Genomic DNA, 25,430 nt, shown 5'->3' on the forward strand with positions numbered 1-25,430 from the left:
GTCACGCAGTGGCTCAAGCAGGAGGGCGACACCGTCGAGTCGGGTGAGCCGCTCCTGGAGGTCTCGACCGACAAGGTCGACACCGAGATCCCCTCACCCGTCTCCGGCGTGCTGACCAAGATCCTCGTCGGCGAGGACGAGACCGTCGAGGTCGGCGCCCAGATCGCGATCATCGGCAGCCCCGACGAGGCCCCCGCGGCCCCGCCCGCTCCCGAACAGCAGCCCGAACCCACCCAGCCCGAGCCCGCACCGCAGGCCGCACCCGCACCGCAGCCCGCGGCCGAGCAGCAGCCGCAGCCCCCCGCCCCGCAGGCCCGCCGCACCCGCGAGGAGGAGACCCCGACGGTGGACCTGGGGACGCTGAGCGGCACCGGGCGGCTGTCGGGGACCGACGCGACCAGCGAGGGGTACGTGACCCCGCTGGTGCGCAAGCTCGCCGCCCAGGAGGGCGTGGACCTGTCCGAGGTCAGGGGCACCGGCGTGGGCGGACGCATCCGCAAGAAGGACGTCCTGGAGGCCGCCCGGCGCAAGCGCGAGCAGCAGCGGGCCGCCGCGTCCCGGCCCGCGCCCGCCACGGCCGCGCCGCGCCGCACGGCCGACACCTCCCTGCGGGGCCGCACCGAGACGATGTCGCGGCTGCGCCAGACCATCGCCGAGCGGATGGTGGAGTCGCTGCGCACCTCCGCGCAGCTCACCCAGGTGGTCGAGGCGGACGTCACCAACATCGCGCGGCTGCGGGAGCAGGCCGCTGCGCGCTTCGCCTCGGTCGAGGGCGTGGAGCTGGGCTTCTTCCCGTTCTTCGCGCTGGCCGCGGTCGAGGCGCTCAAGGCCCACCCCAAGCTCAACGCGGTCATCGACGGCACCGAGGTCACCTACCACAGCACCGAGAACCTCGCGGTGGCGGTCTACACCGAGCAGGGCATGCTGGCCCCGGTGATCAAGGACGCCGGCAGCCTCAACCTGGGCGGCCTGGCCCGCAAGATCGCCGACCTGAGCGAGCGGGCGCACACCGCCCGCCTCGCCCCGGACGAGCTGAGCGGCGGCACCTTCACCATGGTCGACAGCGGCGCCAACGGCGCGCTGCTGGAGACGCCGATCATCAACCAGCCGCAGGTGGCGGTCCTGAGCACCGGCACCGTGGTCAAGCGGCCGGTGGTGGTGGAGGACCCGCAACTGGGCGAGGTCATCACGGTCCGCTCGGTGGTGTACCTGTCGCTGAGCTACGACCACCGGCTCGTCGACGGCGCCGACGCCGCGCGCTTCCTCACCGACGTCAGGCAGCGTCTGGAGGAGGGCGCCTTCGAGGCCGCCCTGGGGCTGGACTAGGTCCGGCCGCGAACGCACGGTGGGGCGGCACTGTCCCGTGCCGCCCCACCGCATACCCCACCATCATCCCCTGGTGATCCCCACCACCAAGGTCTTCGTGTCCCGGTTGCCGAGCAGCCGACACCGGGGCGCCCGTCGCGGCGAACCGCCGGACAAGCGCGATGTAATCAGACTATCACCCACCGTCGCACTAGGGAGAGTTTCCGGGAAAACCTTCCCGCTTTCCGTCTTCTCCCCGCATGCGGCGGGCTCCGCTCGGCGCTCTCCGGGGCCGGGGCAGCGCATAAGGTGGAGGGCGTGAGTGAGCTCCTGTACCACTGGTTGGGCGAGACCCCCGTCCCCTACGAGGAGGGCTGGGAACTACAGCGGCAGCTCCACAGGCGCCGCGTCGCCGATCAACTGCCGGACACCGTGCTGCTCCTGGAGCACGAACCCGTCTACACCGCGGGCAAGCGGACCGGCCCGTGGGACCGTCCGCTGACCGACCCGGGCGCCCCGGTCGTCGACATCGACCGCGGCGGCAAGATCACCTGGCACGGCCCCGGCCAGCTCACCGCCTACCCGATCGTCAGGCTCCCGGCCCCCATGGACGTCGTCGCCTACGTGCGCGCGCTGGAGGAGGCGGTCATCCGGATGATCGGCGAGTTCGGGCTCGCCGGCATGCGGGTGGAGGGCCGCACCGGCGTATGGCTCGCCGCCGACCCCGGGCGGGGCCTGCCCGAGCGCAAGATCGCCGCGATCGGCTGCCGGGTCGCCAAGGGGGTGACGATGCACGGGTTCGCGGTGAACTGCAACAACGACCTGTCGTGGTTCGACCGGATCGTGCCCTGCGGGATCTCCGACGCCGGAGTGACCTCGCTGACGGCCGAACTGGGTCGCGACGTCCGCGTGGGCGACATCCTGGCGGCCACCGAGCACCACCTGGCCGAGGTGCTCGGCGCGTCCAGCCACCGCAGAGTCGTCGGGTGGCCCGCGCTCCCCGAGCCCGTCGACGCCTGAGCCACGTCGACGGGTACGCGCCACAAGCGAAACGAAAGGAAGGCCGGCTGTGAGCATCGCTCCCGAGGGCCGCAAGCTGCTGCGGGTGGAGGCCCGCAACAGCGCGACTCCCATCGAGAAGAAGCCGCCGTGGATCAAGATCAAGGCGAGGATGGGGCCGGAGTACACCGAGCTGCACTCCCTGGTCAGGAACGAGGGCCTGCACACGGTGTGCCAGGAGGCCGGGTGCCCCAACATCTACGAGTGCTGGGAGGACCGGGAGGCCACCTTCCTCATCGGCGGCGACCAGTGCACCCGGCGCTGCGACTTCTGCCAGATCGCCACGGGCAAGCCCGCCGCGCTGGACCGGGGCGAGCCGCTGCGGGTCGCCGAGTCGGTACGCACGATGGGCCTCAAGTACGCGACCGTCACCGGGGTGGCCCGCGACGACCTGGACGACGGCGGCGCGTGGCTGTACGCCGAGACGGTCCGCCAGATCCACAAGCTGAACCCCGGCACCGGCGTCGAGCTGCTGATCCCCGACTTCAACGCCGACCCCGACCTGCTGGGCGAGGTGTTCGGCTCGCGTCCGGAGGTGCTGGCGCACAACATCGAGACGGTGCCGCGGATCTTCCGCCGCATCCGGCCCGGGTTCCGCTACGAGCGCTCCCTGGAGGTGATCACCCGCGCCCGCGAGGCGGGACTGGTCACCAAGTCCAACCTGATCCTGGGCATGGGCGAGACCCGCGAGGAGATCAGCCAGGCCATGCGCGACCTGCACGAGGCCGGCTGCGACCTGCTCACCATCACCCAGTACCTGCGCCCCTCGAGGCTGCACCACCCGGTCGACCGCTGGGTCAAGCCGGAGGAGTTCGTGGAGCTGGGCCGGGAGGCCGAGGAGATCGGTTTCGCCGGGGTCATGTCGGGCCCGCTGGTGCGCTCCTCCTACCGGGCGGGACGGCTGTACCGGCAGGCGGTCGAGCGCCGCGGGGCGGCCGCCGCGTCCTGAGCCCGCAGCGGCGGTGACACCGGGGTGACACCGATGTGAGACGGCGGCGGGGAACCGCCGCCGTCTCACATGTCCGCTTCCCGCCCTATCCTTGAGGTATGGCCAAGAAGCCCAAGGACACCAGGACCGCCCAGGCCGACTCGGCCAAGGGCGAGGCCGCCGCGAAGCAGCCCGGCAGGTTCAAGCAGTTCGGCATGGTCGTCAGGATCGTGCACCAGCACAGCCCGAAGAGCATCCCGATCGCGGTCGGGATCATGGTGGCGGTGCTGGCCGCAGCCGTCCTGATCGCCGTCCTCACGGGCTCCTGGCTGTACCCACTGCTGCTGGGCATCCCGCTGGCGGTGCTGGCGGGCCTGATCGCCTTCTCGCAGAGCGCGCAGAAGGTGCAGTACCGCCTGCTGGACGGCCAGCTCGGCGCAGGGCTGGCGATCCTCCAGAACCTGCGCGGCAACTGGACGGTCGACCCGGGAGTCAACGCCAACCGCAACATGGACGTCGTGCACCGCGCGGTGGGCTACCCGGGTGTGGTGCTGGTCGGCGAGGGCGACCCGCAGCGGCTGAAGTCGCTGATCGCGGCGGAGCGCAAGCGCGTCATGCGGGTGGCCTACGACACGCCCATCTACGACGTGCAGGTCGGCAACGGCGAGGGCCAGGTCAAGGTCTCCGAACTGCAAAAGAGCCTCTTCAAGCTGCCCCGCAACCTGGACAAGCCGCAACTGACGGAGCTGCGCTACCGGCTCAAGGCGCTGCCCCCGGCCATGCAGGCCCCGCGCGGCCCCCTCCCCAAGGGCGTCAAGATGCCCAGGATGCCCCGTCCCAGGCAGCGCTGACCCGCTCCGAACGCGACCGGCGCTGCCGGGGCCGCCCGCGCGGCCCCGGCAGCGCCGGTTTCCGTCTGTCCCGTTCTCAGAAGCGCCGGTTGACCGTTCCGGCGGCGCGGTCGTGCAGGCCGCGCTGGTCGCGGTCGTAGACGACGGCGGGCAGCCCCAGGCACAGCAGGAGAGTCCGCACCAGCATCGCGACGGGCCACGGCCATCTCCGCTCGCCGGTGGCGGCGATGCGGATGCCGACCAGCCGCTTGCCCACGGTGGTGCCGAACAGGGTCAGCAGCGCGGCGGTCATCACCCCGAAGACCAGGAGCGGCAGCCACAGGGCCACTCCCTGGGGGGAGGCCGCCCCCGTGCCGGGCAGCAGCGGGGTGCCGAAGAGCAGCGCCGACAGGCAGTTCGCGAGAAACCAGTCGATCACCACGGCGGCCAGGCGGCGTCCGAAGCCGGGCACCGACCCCGGCCCCGTCTCGGGGAACCCCAGTCGGCTGCCCCGGTAGCGGAACTCGGTACCGTCCCCGCCCTCGGCGACTCCGGTCGGACCGTCGTGACCTTTCGATTCACCCATGCCCTCACCGTACTGTCCTCCGGAGTTTGCGCTTTCTTGACCCGCAGAAACGGGGACCAGAGCCCGCAAACCGGAAAAGACCTCCGGCGTAACATCCACGAAACATACGAGACACGGGTCGGAAATCGGCCGCTCCTAGCGTCGCATACGTAGCCGGGAGGTGGCGTGGGCGGATCTCTCGCGACGCGGCAAACACCCGTCCCGCGGCCTTGGAACCTGCACGGAGGTAACCTTGTTCAGCAGCGCCGATGAGGCTCTCGCTTACATTCGCGAAGAAGGCGTCCAGTTCGTGGACGTCCGGTTCACCGACCTGTTCGGTGGCGTCCACCACGTGACGATCCCGGTCGAGAAGGTCGACGAGGACTTCCTCACCAACGGCCAGATGTTCGACGGATCGTCGATCCGCGGCTTCCAGGCGATCCACGAGTCCGACATGCTGCTCCTGCCGGACCTGAGCACCGCGGTCATCGACCCGTTCCGCGAGTACAAGACGCTGAACATCACCTTCTTCGTGCACGACCCGCTCACCCGGGAGTCCTACAGCCGCGACCCCCGCAACGTCGCCCGCAAGGCCGAGGCGTACCTGAAGAGCACCGGCATCGCCGACACCGCGTACTTCGGTCCCGAGGCCGAGTTCTACATCTTCGACGACGTCCAGTTCGCCACCGAGCCCAACGCGGGCTACTACTCGATCGACTCGGTCGAGGGCGCCTGGAACACCGGCAGCAAGCGCGAGGGCGGCAACCTGGGCTACCGGCCCCGCTACAAGGGCGGCTACTTCCCGGTGGAGCCCAGCGACCACTACAGCGACCTGCGCTCCCGCATGGTCCGCACCCTGGCGGAGGCGGGTCTGCCGGTCGAGCTGCACCACCACGAGGTGGGCACCGCCGGCCAGTCCGAGATCGGCATCAAGTTCGGCACCCTGCTCCAGCAGGCCGACCGGGTGCAGCTCTACAAGTACATCGTCAAGAACGTCGCCAACGCCGCGGGCAAGACGGTGACCTTCATGCCCAAGCCGCTGTTCGGCGACAACGGCTCCGGCATGCACTGCCACCAGAGCCTGTGGAAGGACGGCTCCCCGCTGTTCTTCGACGAGAACGGCTACGCGCAGCTGTCCGACACGGCCCGCTACTACATCGGCGGTCTGCTGCGGCACGCCCCGTCGCTGCTGGCCTTCACCAACCCGACGGTGAACTCCTACCACCGCCTGGTGCCGGGCTACGAGGCGCCGATCAACCTGGTCTACTCGCAGCGCAACCGCTCCGCCTGCGTCCGGATCCCGCTGACCGGCCCCAACCCGAAGGCCAAGCGCCTGGAGTTCCGGGTGCCCGACCCGTCGGCCAACCCGTACCTGGCCTTCTCCGCCATGCTGATGGCCGGCATCGACGGCATCAAGAACAAGATCGAGCCGCCGGAGCCGCTGGACAAGGACCTGTACGAGCTGCCGCCGGAGGAGGCCGCCGAGATCGCCAAGGTCCCGGCGTCCCTGGACGAGGTCCTGGACAACCTGGAGGCCGACCACGAGTACCTGGTCGAGGGCGGCGTCTTCACCGAGGACCTGATCGAGACCTACATCGACTACAAGCGCACGGTCGAGATCGACTCGCTGCGGCTGCGCCCGCACCCGCGCGAGTTCGAGCTCTACTACGACGTCTGATCGCGCACCGCTCGGCACCGCACCGCGGGGCTTCGTGGCCGGGCTCCCGGTGCGCGCCGGGACGCGCCTGACGGCAGCGGCGGGGCCGCCCTCCTCCGGGAGGGCGGCCCCGCCTCGTTGTCCCCACCCCGGCGGCCGGGCCTGCCGCGCCGTCGGCAGGCGTGGCCGCCTCCCGGGTACGCTCAGGTTCCCTGAGCCCCGGGTGCCGCTGCACGGCATGCCGCCCGGGGCGCGGTCGTTCTCCGGGCCCGGCAGGCCGCCGCGGGGAACCGCGAAAGAGCCGCTCCTGATCCTCAGTGCGCCGCGCCCAGTTCCAGGGCGGCGACGCCCGCGATCACCAGGACGATGCCGACCACCTGGACCGGGGTGAGGGTGTCGCCGAGGAACAGGGCCCCGACGAGCGCGACCAGGGTGACGCCCAGCGCCGACCAGATGCCGTAGGCGACTCCCACGCCCATGCCCCGCTCGAGCACCAGGGAGAGCAGGTAGAACGCCGCTCCGTAGCACGTGAGCGCGACGACGGAGGGCAGCGGGCGGGTGAACCCCTCCGAGTACCGGAGCGAGAGCGTCCCGGTCACCTCGGTGAGGATCGCGCCGATGAGCAGCAGCCACTGCATGGAACCCCCAGGGGGAAGCGTCGGAGGACAGACACCGCCCCAAGTGTCCTCTTTGTGGCTTATGACTGCCATGGCGGATTCGTTCCTTTCTTTCGCCCCTCGCACGCTCCCCACCGCGCCCCCGGCGGCTACCGTTGTGCTGTGGCGACTCGGGAAAGCTCTGGAATGGGTGTGGGCGCGCTGGCTCGCCGGGGGTTCGGCGACGCGACGCGCGCGGCGCAGTTGTTGCGGGAGGCGGGGCTGGACCCCGTCGTCCACGAGGCGGTCGTGGACGCGCTGGGCCGGGCGGCCGATCCGGACCTGGCGCTGCTGGGACTGGTCCGGATCCTGGAGCGCTCCGAGGAGACGGACCTGCTGGGCGCCCTGCTCGACGACGCCGACCTGCGCGAGCGCCTGGTCCAGGTGCTGGGGGCCAGCCGCGCGCTCGCCGACCACCTGGTGCGCCACCCCGGCGACTGGCGGGAGCTGCGCGGCGCCGACGCCGCCCGCGTGCCCGACGCCGAGGAGCTGCGCACGGGGCTGCTGCACGTGATCGGCGCCGACCCGTACTCCCCCGCCCCGGTGGCCGACCTGACGCAGGCCGACGCGGCCGAGGTGACGCACGCGCTGCGCCTGGCCTACCGGCGGCGGGTGCTGCGGCTGGCCGGGCGGGACCTCACCGGACTGCAAGACCTCAAGGAGGTCGCCGCCGAGCTGGCGGACCTGGCCGCGGCCGTGCTGGAGGGCTCCCTGGCCGTGGCCCGCGCCCGCCTCCCCGAGGACGCCGCGCGCTGCCGCCTGGCCGTGATCGGCATGGGCAAGTGCGGCGGCCGGGAGCTCAACTACGTCAGCGACGTGGACGTGGTCTTCGTCGCCGCGCCGGCCGAAGGCTGCGACGAGACCGCCGCGATGGAGTCCGCCACCCGGCTGGCCGCCGCGATGATGGAGATCCCGCGGCAGACCGACGCCGAGGGCACCCTGTGGGAGGTGGACGCGGCGCTGCGTCCCGACGGCAGGAACGGGCCGCTGGTGCGTCCGCTGGCCGGGCACGTCGCCTACTACGAGCGCTGGGCCAAGACCTGGGAGTTCCAGGCGCTGCTGAAGGCCCGCCCGATCGCCGGGGACGCGGAGCTGGGCGCGGCCTACGTCAAGGCGATCAGCCCGATGGTGTGGCACGCTGCGAGCCGGCCGGACTTCGTCGAGGAGGTGCAGGCGATGCGCCGCCGGGTCGAGTCGCACATCCCGCGGGCCGAGGCCGACCGGGAGCTCAAGCTGGGCCGGGGCGGGCTGCGCGACATCGAGTTCGCGGTGCAGTTGCTGCAACTGGTCCACGGCCGCAGCGACGAGTCGCTGCGCTCCGGCAACACCCTGGAGGCGCTGGAGGCGCTGTCCCAGGGGGGCTACGTGGGCCGCCAGGACGCCGCCGACATGGCCGACTCCTACCGCTTCCTGCGCCGCGTGGAGCACCTGCTGCAACTGCACCGGCTGCGCCGCACCCACCTGCTGCCCGACTCGCGGACCGAGAACGGCCAGCAGGAGCTGCGTCGGCTGGGCCGGTCGCTGGGCTTCACCGCCAACCCGGTCGCCGACCTGACCGCCACCTGGCGGCGGCGCGCCGGCGAGGTGCGCCGCCTGCACGAGAAGCTGTTCTACCGGCCGCTGCTCAAGGCGGTGGCGCGGCTGCCCGAGGACGAGGTGCGGCTCTCCCCCGAGCAGGCGCGCACCCGGCTGGAGGCGCTGGGCTTCGTCGATCCGGCGGGGGCGCTGCGCCACCTGGAGGCCCTCACCTCCGGGGTGTCGCGGCGCGCGGCGATCCAGCGCACCCTGCTGCCGGTGATGCTGGGCTGGTTCGCCGACTCGCCCGACCCCGACGCCGGTCTGCTGGGCTTCCGCCAGGTCAGCGACGCGCTGGGGACCACCCCCTGGTACCTGCGGCTGCTCCGCGACGACGTGCGGGTGGCCGAGCGGATGGCCTACCTGCTGGGCACCAGCCGCTACGTCACTGACCTGCTGCTGCGCGCGCCGGAGGCGGTGGCGATGCTCGCCGACGACGCCGACCTCGTGCAGCGCCGCACCGCGGAGCTGGTCACCGAGGCCGACGCGGCGCTGCGGCGGCACGACACGGCGGAGAACCAGGTGGCGGGGGTGCGGGCACTGCGCCGCCGCGAGCTGCTGCGCACGGCGGTGGCCGACCTGCTGGGGGTGACCGACATCGACGGGGTCGGCGACGCGCTGACCGCGATCGCGGCGGTCACCATCGACGCGGCGCTGCGCGCGGCGATCGAACGGGTGGCCCACCGGCGGGGCTCGGAGCCGTGCACCCGGATGTGCGTGATCGCGATGGGGCGGTTCGGCGGCAACGAGCTGAGCTACACCAGCGACGCCGACGTGATGTACGTGCACGACCCGCTGCCGGGGGCGGATCCGGCCGAGGCCGCGGCGACCGCGGAGGCGGTCGTGCGGGAGCTGTCCCGGCTGCTGGAGCTGCCCGCGGCAGAACCCCCGATGCGCCTGGACGCGGCGCTGCGCCCGGAGGGCCGCAACGGGCCGATGGTGCGGACCTTCGACTCCTACGCTGCCTACTACACCCGCTGGGCGGCGAACTGGGAGAGCCAGGCGCTGCTGCGCGCGATGCCGGTGGCCGGGGACGTCGAGCTGGGGCAGCGGTTCGTGGAGCTGATCGATCCGATCCGCTACCCGGACGGGGGTCCCAGCGACCAGGCGATCCGGGAGATCCGGCGGCTCAAGGCGCGCATGGAGGCCGAGCGGCTGCCGCGCGGCGCCGATCCGGCCCTGCACACGAAGCTGGGCCGGGGCGGGCTCTCGGACGTGGAGTGGGTGGTGCAACTGATCCAGTTGCGCCACGCCCACGCGGTTCCCGAGCTGCGCACGACGGGGACGCTGCAAGCGCTGAACGCGGCGGTGAGCAGCGGCCTGCTGGACCCCGACGACGGCGCGACGCTGGAGGTGGCCTGGCGGCTGGCGTCGCGGGTGCGCGGCGCGATCACCCTGGTCCGCGGCAAGGGCGGCGACTCCATCCCGACCGACCTGCGGGAGCGCACCGCCATCGCGGCCGCGCTGGGCTACCGCGCCGACAACGGCGAGGTGGGTCCGGGGGCGCGGATGACCGAGGAGTACCTCCGGGCCACCCGCCGGGCCCGCGTGGTGATGGAGCGCGTGTTCTACGACAGTTGAGCCGTGCCGGGGCGTCCGGCGCTCGGAGCCGGGCGGCGGCCTGCGCGTGCGACCGGCCCGCCGGGCAGGCGGGACTCCCGGGGCGGCGCCCGCCCCTGTCCCGGCGCCGTCGGGCGTCGCGCCGTGCGCCCGCCCGGGCCGGGCTCCCCCCTCTCACTCGAGCAGGTTTACGCAAGCTGTTGCGGTTCTTGCGGAGTTTTCAAGCACCTGTCGCACCACTCCGTCCCCCGAATCCCCTCCCATGAACCCGACATAACTCCCATATAGTCGCATCTTTCGCCATCCATCACGACTCCGCACCGGGCGGTTCACAAACCAGGCACCGGTTGTTATCTTCGTCTCACCCTGAAAGTTCTTGCAAGATTTTCGTTGCTTGCACGGACTCTTTCAGGCGTGTGTTTTCCCCGATCCGTATTGGAGCGTCTGTATGGGAGTGCGCAGACCCCTGGCCGCGGTACTCGCGGCCGTCGCGGGCTTCGCGTCGCCCCTGGTTCCCCTGACCGTCGCGGCCTCCCCCGCTCATGCCGCGCCGGCCGGGAACCGGGACGTCATCGTCCACCTGTTCCAGTGGCGCTGGGAGTCGGTCGCCGAGGAGTGCGAGAGCACGCTGGGCCCCAACGGCTTCGGCGCGGTGCAGGTCTCCCCGCCCCAGGAGCACGTGGTGCTGGCCGGCGAGGGCTACCCCTGGTGGCAGGACTACCAGCCGGTCTCCTACGCGCTCGACCAGACCCGGCGCGGCACCCGCGCCGAGTTCGTCGACATGGTCGACACCTGCCGCGAGGCCGGGGTCAAGATCTACGTCGACGCGGTCGTCAACCACATGAGCGGCACCGGGTCCGTCGGCTCCGGGCCGGGCAGCGCGGGCTCGACCTACAGCAAGTACGACTACCCGGGCCTCTACCAGAGCCAGGACTTCAACGACTGCCGCCGCGACATCGCCGACTGGAACGACAAGTGGGAGGTGCAGCACTGCGAGCTGGTCGGCCTGTCCGACCTGAGAACCTCCTCCGACCACGTCCGCGACCGCATCGCCGACTACCTCAACGAGCTGGTCGGCATCGGCGTGGCGGGCTTCCGCATCGACGCGGCCAAGCACATCCCCGAGGCCGACGTCCAGGCGATCCTCTCCCGGCTGGACGACGTCCACCCCGACTGGGGCGGCGGCAGGCCGTACGTCTTCCAGGAGGTCATCGCCGACGGCACGATCGGCACCGGCTCCTACACCCCCATGGGGGACGTCACCGAGTTCCAGTACCACCGCGACATCAGCCACGCCTTCGCCGACGGCAGCATCGCCCACCTGACCGGGCTGGGCGGCGGCCTGACCCCCGGCGACAAGGCCGTGGTGTTCGTGGCCAACCACGACACCCAGCGCAACGACCCGATCCTCACCCACGCCGACGGGGCCCGCTACGACCTGGCGCAGAAGTTCATGCTGGCCCACCCCTACGGCACGCCCAAGGTGATGTCCAGCTACACCTGGTCCGGCGACCCCAGGACCGGCCCGCCGATGGACGCCGACGGCACCACCCGGCCCACCGACTGCTCCGCGGACCGCTGGGTGTGCGAGCACCGCGCGGTCGCGGGCATGGTGTCCTTCCACAACGCGGTGGCCGGACAGGGCATCGGCCCGTCCGTCACCGACGGCAGCGGCCGCCTGGCCTTCGCCCGGGGCTCCGCCGGGTACGCCGCGTTCAACGCCACAAGCAGCGCCTGGACGCGCACCTTCACCACCGGCCTGCCCGACGGCACCTACTGCGACGTGGCCAACGGCACCTTCGTCGACGGCGTGTGCGACGCGCCCACCTACCAGGTGTCCGGCGGCCGGTTCACCGCCACCGTCCCGGCCGACGGCGCGGTCGCGCTGCACGTCGAGGCGCTGACCGAGTGCACCGACCCCGACGGCTGCGGCCCCGGGCAGCCCTCGGCGGGCGACGACTGCTCGGCCGTCGCCGCGCGCTTCGACGCCACCGTCACCACCTGGTACGGCCAGGAGGTCCGGGTGGTGGGCTCCATCCCCGAGCTGGGCTCCTGGAACCCCGCGAACGGGCTGCGGCTGAGCACCGACGCGGCCGCCTACCCGGTGTGGACGGGGCAGACCGCCCTGCCCGAGGGGGTCCCGTTCGAGTACAAGTACGTGAAGGTCAACCCCGACGACACCGTGGAGTGGGAGCACGGGGGCAACCGGTGGGCCACGGCCGACGGCGGCCCGGACTGCTCGCAGACCTTCACCGACTCCTGGCGGGAGTGAACCCTCCGGACCACCAAAGGCCCCGGCGGGCGGTGCCCCTCCCCGTGACGCCCCGCCCGCCGTGAGCGCCTCGTCCCGCGACGCCGCCCCGGTCCCCTCCCGGGGCGGCGTCCCCGCCGCCACCCCACCTCGGAGAGAGGGCGGCGGCGGGAGGGGGTAACGTGCGACGTATGGGAATTGTCTTGTCCGTACTCGTCTTCCTCCACCTGGTGACCATGGCCGGGATCGTCTCGGGATGGCTGATGCAGCAACTGGGCGGCTACGCCAACGCGCCCAAGGTGCTGCTGCACAGCGCGCTGACCCAGTTGGTCCTGGGTCTGCTGCTGGTGGGCGTCCGGGAGATGGGCGACCTCGGCTCCGTCGACCACGTCAAGATCGCAGTCAAGCTGGTGGTCAACATCGCGGTGATCGTGCTGGCCGTCCTCAACTCGCGCAAGCCCTCCTCGCGGCTGGCGCTGGCCGCCGGTCTGCTGACCCTGCTCAACGTCGGCGTGGCCGTGTTCTGGTGACACGCGCCACCGAAGACGGCGACGGCGGCGGACCACCGCGACCGGTGGTCCGCCGCCGTCTTCGTCACCGGGTCAGACCGTCCACCGGCTGGTGATCGGCAGTCGGCGGTCCCGGCCGAAGTTGCGCTTGCTGATCTTGGGTCCCGGCGGGTACTGGCGGCGCTTGTACTCGGCCCGGTCGACCAGGCGGATCACCCGGTCCACCAGCGCGGGGTCGTGCCCGGCCGCGACCAGTTCGGCCCGGCCCAGGTCGGTGCCCACGTAGTCGTCCAGCAGCGCGTCCAGGACCTCGTACTCCGGCAGCGAGTCGGTGTCGAGCTGGCCGGGCCGCAGCTCGGCGCTGGGCGGCTTGGTGATGGAGTTCTCCGGGATCGGCGGGGTCTGGCCCCGGCGCTCGGCCTCGGCGTTGCGCCACCGCGCCAGCTCCCACACCAGGGTCTTCCAGACGTCCTTGATCGGCGCGAACCCGCCCGCGGAGTCGCCGTAGAGGGTGGAGTAGCCGGTCGCCAGCTCGCTCTTGTTGCCGGTGGTCAGCACCAGGTGGCCCTCCTGGTTGGACAGCGTCATCAGCAACTGTCCGCGCACCCTGGCCTGTAGGTTCTCCGCGGCCAGCCCGTCCACCTCCACGGCCTGCTCGAACGCCTCCACCATCGGCCCCACCGGGATGATGCGCCCGTTGATGCCCTGGCGGCGCACCAGCTCCTCGGCGTCGGCGACCGAGTGGTCGCTGGAGTAGCGGCTCGGCATGAGCACCCCGTGGACCCGCTCGGGGCCGATCGCGTCGGCGGCGATGGTGGCGACCAGCGCCGAGTCGATGCCGCCGGACAGGCCGAGGACCACCGAGGAGAACCGGTTCTTGCGCACGTAGTCGCGGGTGGCCAGCACCAGGGCCGCGTACACCTCGCCGAGGTCGTCGGTGTGCGGCGCCACCGGGGCGGGCAGCGGCTCGTAGGCGGGCACCGGCTGCTCGGACAGCAGGTGCCGCTCGATGGTGATGCCGCCGACCTCCGCCGCTCCGGTGTCCGGCGGTCCCGCCGTGTCCGGCAGTTCCAGGTCCACCACCAGCAGCGTCTCCTCGAAGCGGGGGGCGCGGGCCAGCAGGCTCCCGGAGGCGTCGACGACGAGGGAGTCACCGTCGAAGACGAGTTCGTCCTGGCCGCCGACCATGTTGACGTAGGCCAGGGCCGCCCCGGCCTCGCGGGCCCGGCGGGCGCACAGCTCCAGCCTGGTGTCGCTCTTGTCGCGCTCGTAGGGCGAGCCGTTCAGCACCACCAGCAGCGAGGCCCCGGACGCGCGCACCGCGGAGACCGGGCCGCCGTCCTGCCACAGGTCCTCGCAGACCACGAAGGCCGTGTCCACGCCGTGCAGCCGCACCACCGGCAGCACGTTGCCGGGGACGAAGTGGCGGAACTCGTCGAAGACCCCGTAGTTGGGCAGGTGGTGCTTGGCGGAGGTGAAGACCGCCCGCCCCCGGTGCAGCAGTGCGACCGCGTTCTGCGGGGCGCCGACCGGCTGCCCCAGCGCGGTGGTCGTCCCTCCCCTGCGGCGTCCCAGGTAGCCGACGACGACGGGGAGGTCGCCCAGCCCGTCGGCGGCGAGCCGCCCGGCCAGGGCGTGCATGGCCTCGATGGAGGCGTCGACGAAGGTCCAACGCAGGGCGAGGTCCTCCACCGGGTATCCGGTGAGTACCATCTCGGGGAACACCACCAGGTGCGCCCCCGCCTCGGCGGCCCGACGCGCCTGGGCGCAGACGAGGCCGCAGTTTCCCTCCAGATCGCCCACGGTGGGGTTGACCTGGGCCATAGCGAGTCGCAGTTGTGCCACGGCTTCGAGCCTAACGCCCGGCCCCCTCCGCCCGGTACGCGCGGTCTCCTCCTGTGCCCCGCACGTCCGGTGTCGCCTCCCTCCTCCTCGGGTAGAGGCGGAAAGGAGAGGCCGGGTTAACGTCCCGGTAACGCCTTCAGGGCACACTGTCGGTGGGAGTCTGGTAAGAACGTCAGGCGTCCCGCGAAATCGAATGAGGAAGGTGGACCGTGAACCGACAGCAGGAATTCGTGCTCCGCACTCTTGAGGAGCGCGATATCCGCTTCGTGCGACTGTGGTTCACCGACGTGCTCGGGTACCTCAAGTCGGTTGCGGTGGCCCCCGCCGAGCTGGAGGCCGCCTTCGCCGAGGGCATCGGCTTCGACGGATCGGCGATCGAGGGCTTCGCCCGGGTCTACGAGTCGGACATGCTCGCCCAGCCCGATCCCACCACGTTCCAGGTGCTGCCGTGGCGCAACGAGCCGCACGGGACGGCGCGCATGTACTGCGACATCCTGCTGCCCGACGGCTCGCCGAGCTACGCCGACCCGCGCAACGTGCTCAAGCGGCAGTTGAGCCGGGCCTCCGACCTGGGGTTCACGTTCTACACCCACCCCGAGATCGAGTTCTACCTGCTGAAGAAGAAGCCCGAGTACGGCGAGTTCCCGGAGCCGAACGACGACGGCGGCTACTTCGACCACACTCCGCACAACAGCGCGCACGACTTCCGCCGCAACGCGATCATGATGCTGGAGGACATGGGCATCTCGGTGGAGTTCAGCCACCACGAGGGCGGCCCGGGCCAGCAGGAGATCGACCTGCGCTACGCCGACGCGCTGACCACCGCCGACAACATCATGACCTTCCGGCTGGTCATGAAGGAGGTCGCCCTGGAGCAGGGCGTCTACGCCACCTTCATGCCCAAGCCGTTCACCGAGTTCCCCGGCTCCGGCATGCACACGCACCTGTCGCTGTTCGAGGGCGACCGCAACGCCTTCTACGAGCCGGGGGCCGAGTACCAGCTCTCCAAGATCGGCCGCGGGTTCATCGCGGGCCTGCTGCGGCACGCCGCCGAGATCACGGCGGTGTGCAACCAGTTCGTCAACTCCTACAAGCGGCTGTGGGGCAACGCCGCGGCCTCGGCCGGGGCCGGCGGCGAGGCGCCCGCCTACATCTGCTGGGGGCACAACAACCGCTCCGCGCTGGTGCGGGTGCCGATGTACAAGCCGCGCAAGGGCAACTCCACCCGGATCGAGTTCCGTTCGCTGGACTCCGCGTGCAACCCCTACCTGGCCTTCGCGGTGATCCTGGCGGCCGGGCTGAAGGGGATCGAGGAGGGCTACGAGCTTCCTCCGGGCGCCTCCGACGACGTGTGGGCGCTGACCGACGCCGAGCGGCGGGCGCTGGGCATCACCCCGCTGCCGCAGAGCCTGGACGAGGCGCTGCGGGCGATGGAGAACAGCGAGCTGGTCGCCGAGGCGCTGGGCGAGCACGTGTTCGACTTCTTCCTGCGCAACAAGAAGGCGGAGTGGCAGGAGTACCGCCGCCAGGTCACCCCCTTCGAGTTGCAGCGCTACCTGCCGACGCTCTGATCCCGTCCGGCCGCGGCGCAACCGACCGCCGCGGCCGTCCGCGGCCGCGCCGTCCTCCCCGAGCGGGCCGCCCCACCGCGCACCTGCGGTGACCCGTTTTCTGCATACCAGGAGGGTTTGGGGTAGCAAATCGGTTTCATCTGGTAGAACAACGCAAATCATGCGTGCCATGATGAGAACGTCCGGCGCGTCCGCGCCGACCGCGACCGACAACGTCCGGGGACGCCTCCACGGCGCTTCGAGACAACGGAGGAAACGCACAGATGAACCCCAAGACCCCCGCTCCTGCCCTGTACGGCGGCGCTTCGAACCGCCGCGTCACCGTCCACGACCTCGCCCTGGCCAAGCAGCGCGGTGAGCGCTGGCCCATGCTCACCGCCTACGACGCGCTGACGGCGCGGATCTTCGACGAGGCGGGCATCCCGGTCCTGCTGGTGGGCGACTCCGCCGCCATGGTCGTCTTCGGCTACGACTCCACCATCCCGGTCACCCTCGACGACCTGGTGCCGCTGACCGCCGCGGTGTCGCGGGCGGCCAAGCGGGCGCTGGTCGTGGCCGACCTGCCCTTCGGCTCCTACCAGTCCGGCCCCGAGCAGGCGCTGGCCTCGGCCGCCCGGCTGATGAAGGAGGGCGGAGCCCAGGCCGTCAAACTGGAGGGCGGCCACCGGGTCACCCCCCAGGTGGAGGCGCTGACCTCCGCGGGCGTGCCGGTGATGGGCCACATCGGGCTGACCCCGCAGTCGGTCAACACCCTGGGCGGCTACCGCGTGCAGGGGCGCGGCCACGAGGCGGCCGAGACCCTGCTGTCGGACGCCAAGGAGCTGGAGCGGGCGGGCGCCTTCGCCGTGGTCCTGGAGTGCGTCCCGGCCCGGCTGGGCGCCGAGATCACCCGGCAGCTCACCATTCCGACCATCGGCATCGGCGCGGGGCCGGACACCGACGCCCAGGTGCTGGTGTGGCAGGACATGGCCGGGCTGTCGCCGAAGGTGGCCAAGTTCGTCAAGCCCTACTCCGACCTCGCCACCCAGTTGCGCAACGCCGCCACGAGCTTCGCCGACGAGGTGGTGTCCGGGGTGTTCCCGGACGAGCAGCACTCCTACGCCTGAGCCCGGCGCGGCTCCGGTCTCCACGTCCCGCGGCGGCCCGGCCGGGCCGCCGCGGGTTCCGTTGTCCGCCCCAGAAAACTACTCAGTAGTAGCATGATCGGGATCCTGGCGCACCGGACAGCGGAGGCTTCCCATGCAGATCTCCATGCCCCTGAACTACTCGGGGGACATCAAGAAGACCGTCGACCAGGTGGTCGAGCTGGAGAAGGTCGGCCTGGACACCGTGTGGGTGGCCGAGCTCTACGGCTTCGACGCCGTCTCCCTGATGGGCTACCTGGCCGCCCGCACCGAGCGGGTGCAGATCGGTTCGGCGATCCTGCCGCTGTACTCCCGCACCCCCACCCTGATCGCGCAGACCGCCGCCGGCCTAGACTACCTCTCCGACGGCCGCGCCGTCCTCGGCCTGGGAGCCAGCGGACCGCAGGTCATCGAGGGCTGGCACGGAGTGCCCTACACCACGCCGCTGGCCCGCACCCGCGAGGTCATCGAGATCTGCCGCAAGGTGTGGGCGCGCCGCGGCCCGCTCACCCACGAGGGCCGGGTCTTCACCCTGCCGCTGCCGCCGGGGGAGGGCACCGGCCTGGGCAAGCCGCTCAAGATCATCAACCACCCGGTACGCGACGACATCCCGGTCTTCGTGGCCTCCCTGGGCGCCAAGAACGTCGAGATGACCGCGGAGATCGCCGACGGCTGGCTGCCCCACCTGTTCATCCCGGAGAAGGCCGCCGCCGTGTGGGGCGACGCGCTGGCCGCGGGCCGCGCCAAGCGCTCCCCCGAACTGGGCGAGCTCCAGATCGCCGCGGGCGGCATGATCGCGATCGGCGAGGGGCCGGAGACCAAGAAGCTGCTGGACCTCGCCCGCCCCATGATCGCGCTGTACGTCGGCGGCATGGGCGCCAAGGGCAAGAACTTCTACAACTCGGTGGCCCGGCGCTACGGCTACGAGGAGGCCGCCGAGAAGATCCAGGACCTCTATCTGTCGGGGAAGAAGGAGGAGGCCGCGGCCGCGGTGCCCGAGGAGATGGTGGAGCTGACCAACCTGGTCGGCCCCGAGTCCTACGTCCGCGAGCGGATCGAGGCGTTCCGCGAGGCCGGGGTCACCCACCTCAACCTGGTCCCCGTCGCCGACGACCCGGTCGCGCTGATCGAGAAGGTCAGGGGCTGGCTCTGAGCCGCCCCTCCGCCGTGCCGCCCGCCGCACCGCAGGGGCGGCACGGCCGGCCCGCGCCCCGGTACGGCACTGCGGCGGCCCGTCCGGCCGCCGCTGCGGGATCCCACCGCCCCCGGTCCCGGCAGGCCCCGCCGCCGTCCCCTCGGCGCCGGGGCCTGCCCGCCGTACCCTCTCCTGGCAGGCGCGGCGGACGGGGCTCCCGGCACGCGGCGCCGGGCCGCGACGGACCCGGGGCCCGCGGCTCAGACGTCGGTGATGCGGATGCCCGCGTGCGCCTTGTAGCGGCGGTTGATCGAGATCAGGTTCGCGGTGAACGCCTCGACCTGATGGGCGTTGCGCAGCCGTCCGCCGTAGATGCCGCGCACGCCGGGGATGCGGGAGGCCAGGGCGCGCACGACGTCGGTGGCCTCCCGGTCGTCGCCGAGCACCAGCACGTCCAGGTCCACCTCGGCGACCTCCGGGTCGAGCAGGACCACGGCGGAGACGTGGTGGAAGGCGGCCACGACCCGGCTGTCCGGCAGGACCGCGGCGGCCTGCTCGGCGGCGCTGCCCTCCTCGACCGGGAGCGCGTAGGCGCCGCGCTTGTCGAAGCCCAGCGGGTTGACGCAGTCGATGACGATCTTGCCCGCCAGGACGTCCTTCAGCGACTCCAGCAGGGCGCGGTGGCCGTCCCAGGGAACGGCGACGATCACGACGTCGCCGGCCTGGGCCGCGGCCGCGTTGTCCGCGCCGCGCACCGGAAGGCCGCCGCCGAGCTCCTCGGCGACGGCCTGGGCGCGCTCGGCGCTGCGGGAGCCGAGGATGACCTCGTGCCCGGCCATCGCGAACCGGCGGGCCAGTCCGCGTCCCTGGTCGCCGGTACCGCCCAGCACGGCGATGGACAGACCGGAGACGTCGGGCAGATCGTGCGGAGAACTCTGTTGTGTCATAACTATGATCATGTCAGCCGCGGTGGCGGCGGCTGCGCCCGGACCCCCGTTTACCAGGAAAGATCTTCGTCACCACTCGTTCCAGGCGCGGTCTTCCTCCTCCCACTGCTCGTTGCGCTCCCGGGCCCGGGCCATGGCCGCCTCGGCTGAGGCCCGGTCGGGATAGGGGCCCAGCCGGTCCTTGTTGGGACTGCCCGGACCGCGTTCGACCTGCCCGGTCTTGAGCGAGTACCACCACTTGTCCGCGCCGTCCTCCGGTTCGGGCAGGATGTCCCGCCCCAGTCCGCTGCTCACGGACGCCTCCCGTCGTCGCTGACTACACTCGTATTCCATGACTACCCCGCTGGTTCCCGGGCGTATCTCGCCCAGACGAACGGTCCCGCCGTCCATCCCGCGCCCCGAGTACGTGGGCAAGAAACACCCGGTCGAGGGCGTGCTGGGCGATGTGCAGACTCCGGAGACCATCGAGGCCATGCGGGTGGCCGGCCGGATCGCGGCGCAGGCGCTGGAGGAGGTCGGCAAGCACGTCCGGCCCGGCGTCACCACCGACGAGCTCGACCGCATCGGCCACGAGTTCCTCTGCGACCACGGCGCCTACCCCAGCCCGCTGGGCTACAAGGGGTTCCCCAAGTCGCTGTGCACCTCGATCAACGAGGTCATCTGCCACGGCATCCCCGACGACACCGTCATCTCCGAGGGTGACATCGTCAACGTCGACGTCACCGCCTACATCCACGGCGTGCACGGCGACACCAACGCCACCTTCCTGGCCGGGGAGGTCGACGAGGAGTCCCGGCTGCTGGTGGAGCGCACCCGCGAGGCCCTGATGCGCGGCATCAAGGCGTGCCGTCCGGGGCGGCAGATCAACGTGATCGGCCGGGTCATCGAGTCCTACGCCAAGCGCTTCGGCTACGGCGTGGTGCGCGACTTCACCGGCCACGGCGTGGGGCCGGAGTTCCACTCGGGGCTGATCGTCCCGCACTACGACGACCCGCGCGCCGACACCGTGATGGTCCCCGGCATGACCTTCACCATCGAGCCGATGATCACCCTGGGCACCATCGAGTACGAGGTGTGGGAGGACGGCTGGACCGCGGTGACCAAGGACCGCAAGCGCACCGCCCAGTTCGAGCACACCCTCGTGATCACCGAGGATGGCGCGGAGATCCTGACGCTGCCCTGACCGCCCGCCGCGGCGTGCCCCGCCCCGCCGCTCGCTCCCTTCCCGCGGCCCCGGACCGGCGCGGCCCCGCCCGGTCCGGGGCCGCGGCCGTCAGCGGCGGGCGGACCGGTGCGGCGGCGCGCTCGGGCACGAAGAGACCGCCCGTGCCCCGCGGCCCCGACATGATCCCCACGAGCATGCCGGGCGCCACCGGGGCCAGGGACACCGCGGACGGGCCACGGCGCCCAGGTCCGGCACTGGACACCGAGCAGTCGGCGCCAGACGGCCACGCCGGAACGGGCGGTTGGAACGAAGCATATGCGCAGCCGGGCGAGGGCTCGGCTCCGTCCGCGGCCCGCCCGGTCCGGGCGGTCGTCCGGGAAGGCGGGGTTGCGGCCGACCGCAAGCCCGCGAGCAGGGACCTCCGCCGGGCGCTGACCGCACCCGGCCAGCGCTCCCGCCCGGCGGTCCGCAGCCGAGCGGTGTCCCGCACCGCCCCGGGCGGTTCCCCCTCCAGACCGCTGACCTCCACCACTCGCCAAAAACCGTCTGGAACCGCTACGGTTCCGCCCATGATGGGGCATTCTCACGCCCTCAGCGGCGTGGTCGGTTGGATGGCTGTCGTTCCGTTGCTCAACCAGGTCGACGTCTTCGGCGTCACCTTGGACCTGGGGCCCGGCGAGATCATCGCGGGCGGTCTGGTCTGCGCGGGAGCCGCGCTCATTCCCGACCTGGACCACAAGAGCGCCACCATCACCAAGACCTACGGGGTCTTCACCGAGACGCTGGGGGCGTTCTTCAACTGGGCGTTCGGCGGCCACCGCAACGGCACCCACTCCCTGCTGTTCGCACTGCTGATGGGCGGGCTCGCGCAACTGCTGGTGTGGTGGTCGGAGCTGGCCGCCCAGGTGTTCGTGTTCCTGCTGATCGGCATCGCGCTGAACGGACTGGGCTACGGCATGGAGAAGAACCGCGTGGCCGCCGAGTTCATCAACGCGCTGGCCACGGCGGGCATCACCCTGGCGCTGTACTCCTCCGGGACGAACTACTCCTGGCTCGGCCTGGCCGTGTGCTACGGCTGCCTGCTGCACTTCGTCGGCGACATGGCCACCGAGATGGGGGTGCCGCTGCTGTGGCCGTTCTGGAAGTACCGGTTCGGGCAGAACATCGGCTTCAAGACCGACGGGCCGGTGGAGCGCAAGGTCATCACCCCCATGCTCACGATCGCGATCGTGCTCATGTCGATCTACCTGTTCCCGTGGCCCGACCTCATCCCCGACCTGTGAGGCCGCCCGGTTGCCGGGGCCGGCTCCGGCGGGCGGGCTGAGGGCGGGGCGCCCGCCCGGAAGGCCCCGGGCCGCACGCCTCCCGTCACGTACGGCGCCCCGGGCGCCGGGGCACCGGCCGCCTCCGTTTCGGACGGGAAAACCACCCTCCCTTTACCGTCCTCTTACCCGGAGCGGAGAGGTCTCCCGGTGTGACCGCCCCACCTCCCCTTTCCGTCCCCCTCGACGAGTTCGTGCTCCGCTACCCGAGACACTGCCTGGTCCTGCTCGGCGGCCTCCCGGGAGCGGGCAAGAGCACCCTGCTGGGCCGCCTCTACGGCCTGACGGGGGCCGAGACCGCCACGGTGCGCACCGGCGACGGAGCCCACGTCGTCGACTCCCTGCAATCCCGCAACCGGCTCACCCCGCTCCTGGGAGCCCTCCCCTACCCGCTGTGGCGGTGGGTCACCCACCTGCTGCACTACCTGCGCGTCCTGGCCGCGCTGTGCGGGGGCGGCCCGGTCATCGTGCACGACGCGGGCACCCGCCGCGCGGTGCGCCTGCTGTTCGCGCTGTACTGCCGCCTGACCGGAGCCGAACTCCACCTGCTGTTCGTCGCCGCCGCTCCGGCCGAGGCCCTCCTCGGGCAGATCACCCGCGGCCGCAGGGTCGGCAGACGCAGCTTCCGCGGGCACGTGCGCCGGTGGCGGGCCCTGCTCGACGCCGTCGCGCGCGACCCCCGCGACGCGGTGCCCGAGGCCCGCTCCCTGGTGCTGCTCAACCGCGCCGAGGCCGCCCTGCTGCGCCGGATCGACTTCGGCCCCCGGCCGCACCTGAGCGCCTGCCCGGCGCACCGCTCCGGTCGGTCCGCGGCCGTCTGAGCCGCCACACCCGGCCCCGGACCGCGGTACCGGTCCGGCAGTGGGACAATCGTCCGGTGATCTCGCTGCTCACCACTATCGCCATCTTCGGAGTCGGCGGCGTCGTGCTCAACGTCGCCCTTCAGGGACTGCTGCTCGCCCTCGTCGGCCGCTCGGCCCGGACGGGTCCGCGCGTCGTCTCGGGGGCGGCCATCGCCCTGCTGCTCGTCGCCCTGCCCGCGCTGGGCGCCGTCCGCCTGCTGGCCGACGTCCCCCAGGCGGGGTTCGCCTCGGCCTTCACCACGGCGTTCTGCGTGGCCCTGCTGATCCTCGGCTCGACCCTGCTCTTCTCCGCGCTGCTCGCCCGGCGCGCCGCGCAGTCCGAGGCGCTGCCGCGCCTGTCGGGACCGGCCGTGTACCTGGGCTCGCTGGGCGTGTGCGTGCTGGTGGGCCTCCTCGGCGCGGTCGTCGCCGTTCTCCTCGTCTGAGCCGCAGCCGGGCGGAGCGGGCCGCCCCGGACGGCCGTGCGACCGGCCCGGGGCGGCCCGCTCCGCCGGGTGCGGGATCCGGTTCAGCGCTGCTGGCGCTGCTCCTGCTCCCTGGCGCGGCGGTCCAGGGAGGCCAGGTAGGCGTTGTAGGCGTCCAGGTCGGCGTCCTCGGAGCCGCCGCGGCGGCTGTGGCGCTCGCGGCGGCGCTCGGCGCGCTCCTCGTCGCGGGACCACTGCACGACCAGCGCGATCAGCACCAGCATGGTGGGGACCTCGCCGATGGCCCAGGCCACCCCGCCGCCCGCGTACTGGTCGTCGGCGAGGCTCTCCAGCCACGGCACGTCGAACTGGCCGTAGTACTCCATGCCCAGCGGCGCCGACTGCATCATGATCGCCACGCCGAAGAAGGCGTGGAAGCCCATCGCCAGCAGCAGCAGCACGATCCGCAGCAGGAAGGGGACCTTCCTCGGGGCGGGGTCCACTCCGATGATGATCCAGTAGAACAGGAACCCCGAGAGCAGGAAGTGCACGTTCATGTACATGTGCCCGAGGTGGTCCTGCATGAGCGTGCCGAACAGCGGGGTGAAGTAGAGCGCGTAGACGCTGAGGACGAACATGGGGGTGGCGAAGCCCGGGTGCGTCACCAGCCGCGAGTACCCGCTGTGCAGGAAGACGGTGAGCCACTCGCGGGGCCCCCGGTCGCCGCGCCGGCGGGCGGGCCGCAGGGCGCGCAGCGCCAGCGTCGCCGGCGCGCCGAGCACCAGCAGGATCGGCACCAGCATGGACAGCACCATGTGCTGCACCATGTGCACGCTGAACAGCACGTAGGAGTAGGTGCCCACTCCGGTGAACAGGACCGCGCCCAGCGCCAGCAGACCGGCCAGCCACGCGACGGTCCGCCCCCACGGCCAGGTGTCGCCGCGGCGGCGCAGCCGGACCACGGCCGCCAGGTAGAGGCCGCCCAGCACGGCGACGACCAGGATGAAGAACAGGTCGGGCCGCCACAGCGTGAGCAGGGTCCGCACGCCCATGGGCGGCGGCAGGGCGAAGCCGGTGAGGTTGCGGAAGGCGTCCGTGGCCTGCGTCAGGTCCGGCGGTGGGGCGGTGCGGCTGAGCGCGGCGGCCAGCCCCATCGCCGCGGCCATGAGCGCGACCTCGACCGCGGCGAAGCGCAGGAACAGGCGGCGCCCCGGCTCCTCGGCGATGCGGGGGACGGTGCGGGTGCGGTGCACCCAGCCCAGTGCGCCCAGGGCGAGGAAGGCCGCGACCTTGGCGAGCATCACCTGTCCGTAGGCGGTGGTGAACAGCTCCGCGGCGGCGGAGAGGCGGCTTGCGGCGCTGGCCAGGCCGCTGAGGGCCACGCCGATCCAGGCCCACAGCGCCAGCGTGCTGAACCGCCGCACCGCGACGGGCACGTGCTCGCCGGTGCCGCGCAGGGCGTGGAAGAGCAGTGCGGCCAGGCCGCCCACCCACAGCGAGACGGACAGCACGTGCGCGGACAGGCCGACGACCGCCATCTCGTGGTTGCCCGCGGAGGAGGCGTGCCCGGTGAGCGCGGGCGGCAGCATCCCGACCAGGGCGAGGCCGGTGAGCAGGGCCGTTCCCGAGGCGCTGACGACGGTGCGCCCGGTGAGGGCCACCCCGAGGGCGATCAGCAGGGCCAGGGTCCACCCGATGCCCTGGGGCACCGAGCTGGCGTAGCTGGTGATCTCGTTGCCGAGGATCTCCGTGACCGGCCGCCCCAGGATGTCGGAGAGCTGGAAGACGAGCGCGGCGCCGGCCGACGCCGCCCACACCAGGGCCGCCCAGGAGGCGGCGCGCACGTACCCCTGGGCCTGCCCGCCGAGGGCGGTCCGCTCCAGCGGGATCAGGAACACCGCGAGCACCAGCAGCCCGACCGTGAGCGCGGCGGAGACGTCCACGGTGGTCTTGGCGACCGGCAGCCCCCAGCGGGTGAGTGTGCCGGGGTCGGGCAGGCCGGGGGTGATCTGGGGGTATCCGGCGCCGCCCAGCAGCAGGGCGAGGATCAGCGCGACCAGGCAGGCCGCCGCCGACGCCGCGGCGACCAGCACGACGGCCTCGCCCGTGCCGGGTGTGTCGGTCCTGGGTCGTTGGTTACCGGGGGAAGCCACGTCCAC

At 72.1% G+C, this 25,430-nt stretch carries 21 protein-coding genes; 15 read left to right on the forward strand and 6 right to left on the reverse strand.

The window, feature by feature from the left end; translation table 11 throughout:
- The 4 genes from sucB to AC529_RS00030 form a co-directional block, all read left to right on the forward strand.
- Window positions 1–1,326: 2-oxoglutarate dehydrogenase, E2 component, dihydrolipoamide succinyltransferase (gene sucB, locus AC529_RS00015; protein WP_068752878.1), on the forward strand; the 1,326-nt coding region annotated here is incomplete at its 5' end.
- Window positions 1,327–1,623: 297 nt separating this feature from the next.
- Window positions 1,624–2,325 carry a lipoyl(octanoyl) transferase LipB gene (gene lipB / locus AC529_RS00020; RefSeq protein WP_068752879.1) on the forward strand — a complete coding sequence of 234 codons (702 nt, stop codon included), beginning with the start codon at window positions 1,624–1,626 and terminating at the stop codon, window positions 2,323–2,325.
- 49 nt (window positions 2,326–2,374) lie between these two features.
- On the forward strand, window positions 2,375–3,313 hold the full coding sequence (gene lipA / locus AC529_RS00025) for a lipoyl synthase (RefSeq protein ID WP_068752880.1): 939 nt from the start codon (window positions 2,375–2,377) through the stop codon (window positions 3,311–3,313).
- A 98-nt stretch (window positions 3,314–3,411) separates the two neighbouring features.
- The gene (locus AC529_RS00030) at window positions 3,412–4,143 is read left to right on the forward strand and encodes a DUF4191 domain-containing protein (protein ID WP_068752881.1); all 732 of its coding nucleotides are present in this window, start codon (window positions 3,412–3,414) and stop codon (window positions 4,141–4,143) included.
- 76 nt (window positions 4,144–4,219) lie between these two features.
- Here AC529_RS00030 and AC529_RS00035 read toward each other — a convergent pair whose 3' ends face one another.
- On the reverse strand, window positions 4,220–4,708 hold the full coding sequence (locus AC529_RS00035; RefSeq protein ID WP_068752882.1) for an RDD family protein: 489 nt from the start codon (window positions 4,706–4,708) through the stop codon (window positions 4,220–4,222).
- 232 nt (window positions 4,709–4,940) lie between these two features.
- On the opposite strand from AC529_RS00035, the gene glnA (AC529_RS00040) reads away from it, so the two are divergent.
- Window positions 4,941–6,365, forward strand: coding sequence for a type I glutamate--ammonia ligase (gene glnA, locus AC529_RS00040; protein ID WP_068752883.1), 1,425 nt, complete (start codon window positions 4,941–4,943; stop codon window positions 6,363–6,365).
- Window positions 6,366–6,658: 293 nt separating this feature from the next.
- On the opposite strand, the gene AC529_RS00045 is transcribed toward glnA (AC529_RS00040), so the two are convergent.
- Entirely contained in the window at window positions 6,659–6,982 is a 324-nt protein-coding gene (locus AC529_RS00045) for a DMT family transporter (RefSeq protein WP_068752884.1), read from the reverse strand.
- 165 nt (window positions 6,983–7,147) lie between these two features.
- On the opposite strand from AC529_RS00045, the gene AC529_RS00050 reads away from it, so the two are divergent.
- The 3 genes from AC529_RS00050 to AC529_RS00060 all read left to right on the forward strand — a co-directional run bounded on the left by AC529_RS00050 (window position 7,148) and on the right by AC529_RS00060 (window position 12,916).
- Complete coding sequence (locus AC529_RS00050; protein ID WP_068752885.1) at window positions 7,148–10,156, forward strand: bifunctional [glutamine synthetase] adenylyltransferase/[glutamine synthetase]-adenylyl-L-tyrosine phosphorylase; 3,009 nt, start codon at window positions 7,148–7,150, stop codon at window positions 10,154–10,156.
- A gap of 427 nt (window positions 10,157–10,583) precedes the next feature.
- Window positions 10,584–12,407 (forward strand): carbohydrate-binding module family 20 domain-containing protein, encoded by a 1,824-nt coding sequence (locus AC529_RS00055; protein ID WP_068752886.1) that lies wholly within the window; start codon window positions 10,584–10,586, stop codon window positions 12,405–12,407.
- Window positions 12,408–12,577: 170 nt separating this feature from the next.
- Window positions 12,578–12,916 (forward strand): hypothetical protein, encoded by a 339-nt coding sequence (locus tag AC529_RS00060; protein WP_068752887.1) that lies wholly within the window; start codon window positions 12,578–12,580, stop codon window positions 12,914–12,916.
- A 72-nt stretch (window positions 12,917–12,988) separates the two neighbouring features.
- Here AC529_RS00060 and AC529_RS00065 read toward each other — a convergent pair whose 3' ends face one another.
- On the reverse strand, window positions 12,989–14,740 hold the full coding sequence (locus AC529_RS00065) for an NAD+ synthase (protein WP_083947822.1): 1,752 nt from the start codon (window positions 14,738–14,740) through the stop codon (window positions 12,989–12,991).
- A 209-nt stretch (window positions 14,741–14,949) separates the two neighbouring features.
- Between AC529_RS00065 and glnA (AC529_RS00070) the strand changes: the two genes are divergently transcribed.
- The 3 genes from glnA (AC529_RS00070) to AC529_RS00080 all read left to right on the forward strand — a co-directional run bounded on the left by glnA (AC529_RS00070) (window position 14,950) and on the right by AC529_RS00080 (window position 18,588).
- Window positions 14,950–16,311 (forward strand): type I glutamate--ammonia ligase, encoded by a 1,362-nt coding sequence (gene glnA / locus AC529_RS00070; protein ID WP_068752889.1) that lies wholly within the window; start codon window positions 14,950–14,952, stop codon window positions 16,309–16,311.
- Window positions 16,312–16,574: 263 nt separating this feature from the next.
- The gene (gene panB / locus AC529_RS00075) at window positions 16,575–17,417 is read left to right on the forward strand and encodes a 3-methyl-2-oxobutanoate hydroxymethyltransferase (protein WP_068752890.1); all 843 of its coding nucleotides are present in this window, start codon (window positions 16,575–16,577) and stop codon (window positions 17,415–17,417) included.
- 133 nt (window positions 17,418–17,550) lie between these two features.
- Window positions 17,551–18,588: an LLM class F420-dependent oxidoreductase gene (locus AC529_RS00080; RefSeq protein WP_068752891.1), complete on the forward strand. Its 1,038-nt coding sequence runs from the start codon at window positions 17,551–17,553 to the stop codon at window positions 18,586–18,588.
- A gap of 242 nt (window positions 18,589–18,830) precedes the next feature.
- Here the strand turns inward: AC529_RS00080 and npdG are convergent, their stop codons facing one another.
- The gene (gene npdG / locus AC529_RS00085) at window positions 18,831–19,517 is read right to left on the reverse strand and encodes an NADPH-dependent F420 reductase (protein ID WP_068752892.1); all 687 of its coding nucleotides are present in this window, start codon (window positions 19,515–19,517) and stop codon (window positions 18,831–18,833) included.
- Between the two features lie 69 nt (window positions 19,518–19,586).
- The gene (locus tag AC529_RS00090) at window positions 19,587–19,811 is read right to left on the reverse strand and encodes a hypothetical protein (RefSeq protein ID WP_232306506.1); all 225 of its coding nucleotides are present in this window, start codon (window positions 19,809–19,811) and stop codon (window positions 19,587–19,589) included.
- A gap of 37 nt (window positions 19,812–19,848) precedes the next feature.
- On the opposite strand from AC529_RS00090, the gene map reads away from it, so the two are divergent.
- The 4 genes from map to AC529_RS00110 all read left to right on the forward strand — a co-directional run bounded on the left by map (window position 19,849) and on the right by AC529_RS00110 (window position 23,292).
- On the forward strand, window positions 19,849–20,700 hold the full coding sequence (gene map, locus AC529_RS00095) for a type I methionyl aminopeptidase (RefSeq protein ID WP_068752894.1): 852 nt from the start codon (window positions 19,849–19,851) through the stop codon (window positions 20,698–20,700).
- A gap of 551 nt (window positions 20,701–21,251) precedes the next feature.
- The gene (locus AC529_RS00100) at window positions 21,252–21,965 is read left to right on the forward strand and encodes a metal-dependent hydrolase (protein ID WP_068752895.1); all 714 of its coding nucleotides are present in this window, start codon (window positions 21,252–21,254) and stop codon (window positions 21,963–21,965) included.
- A 191-nt stretch (window positions 21,966–22,156) separates the two neighbouring features.
- On the forward strand, window positions 22,157–22,825 hold the full coding sequence (locus AC529_RS00105; protein ID WP_068752896.1) for an ATP-binding protein: 669 nt from the start codon (window positions 22,157–22,159) through the stop codon (window positions 22,823–22,825).
- A 56-nt stretch (window positions 22,826–22,881) separates the two neighbouring features.
- On the forward strand, window positions 22,882–23,292 hold the full coding sequence (locus AC529_RS00110) for a hypothetical protein (protein WP_068752897.1): 411 nt from the start codon (window positions 22,882–22,884) through the stop codon (window positions 23,290–23,292).
- Window positions 23,293–23,375: 83 nt separating this feature from the next.
- Here AC529_RS00110 and AC529_RS00115 read toward each other — a convergent pair whose 3' ends face one another.
- Window positions 23,376–25,424, reverse strand: coding sequence for a cytochrome c oxidase assembly protein (locus AC529_RS00115; RefSeq protein ID WP_068754322.1), 2,049 nt, complete (start codon window positions 25,422–25,424; stop codon window positions 23,376–23,378).
- Window positions 25,425–25,430 lie beyond the last annotated feature (6 nt).

Source organism: Thermobifida cellulosilytica TB100, from assembly GCF_001517975.1.
GTDB lineage: Bacteria > Actinomycetota > Actinomycetes > Streptosporangiales > Streptosporangiaceae > Thermobifida > Thermobifida cellulosilytica.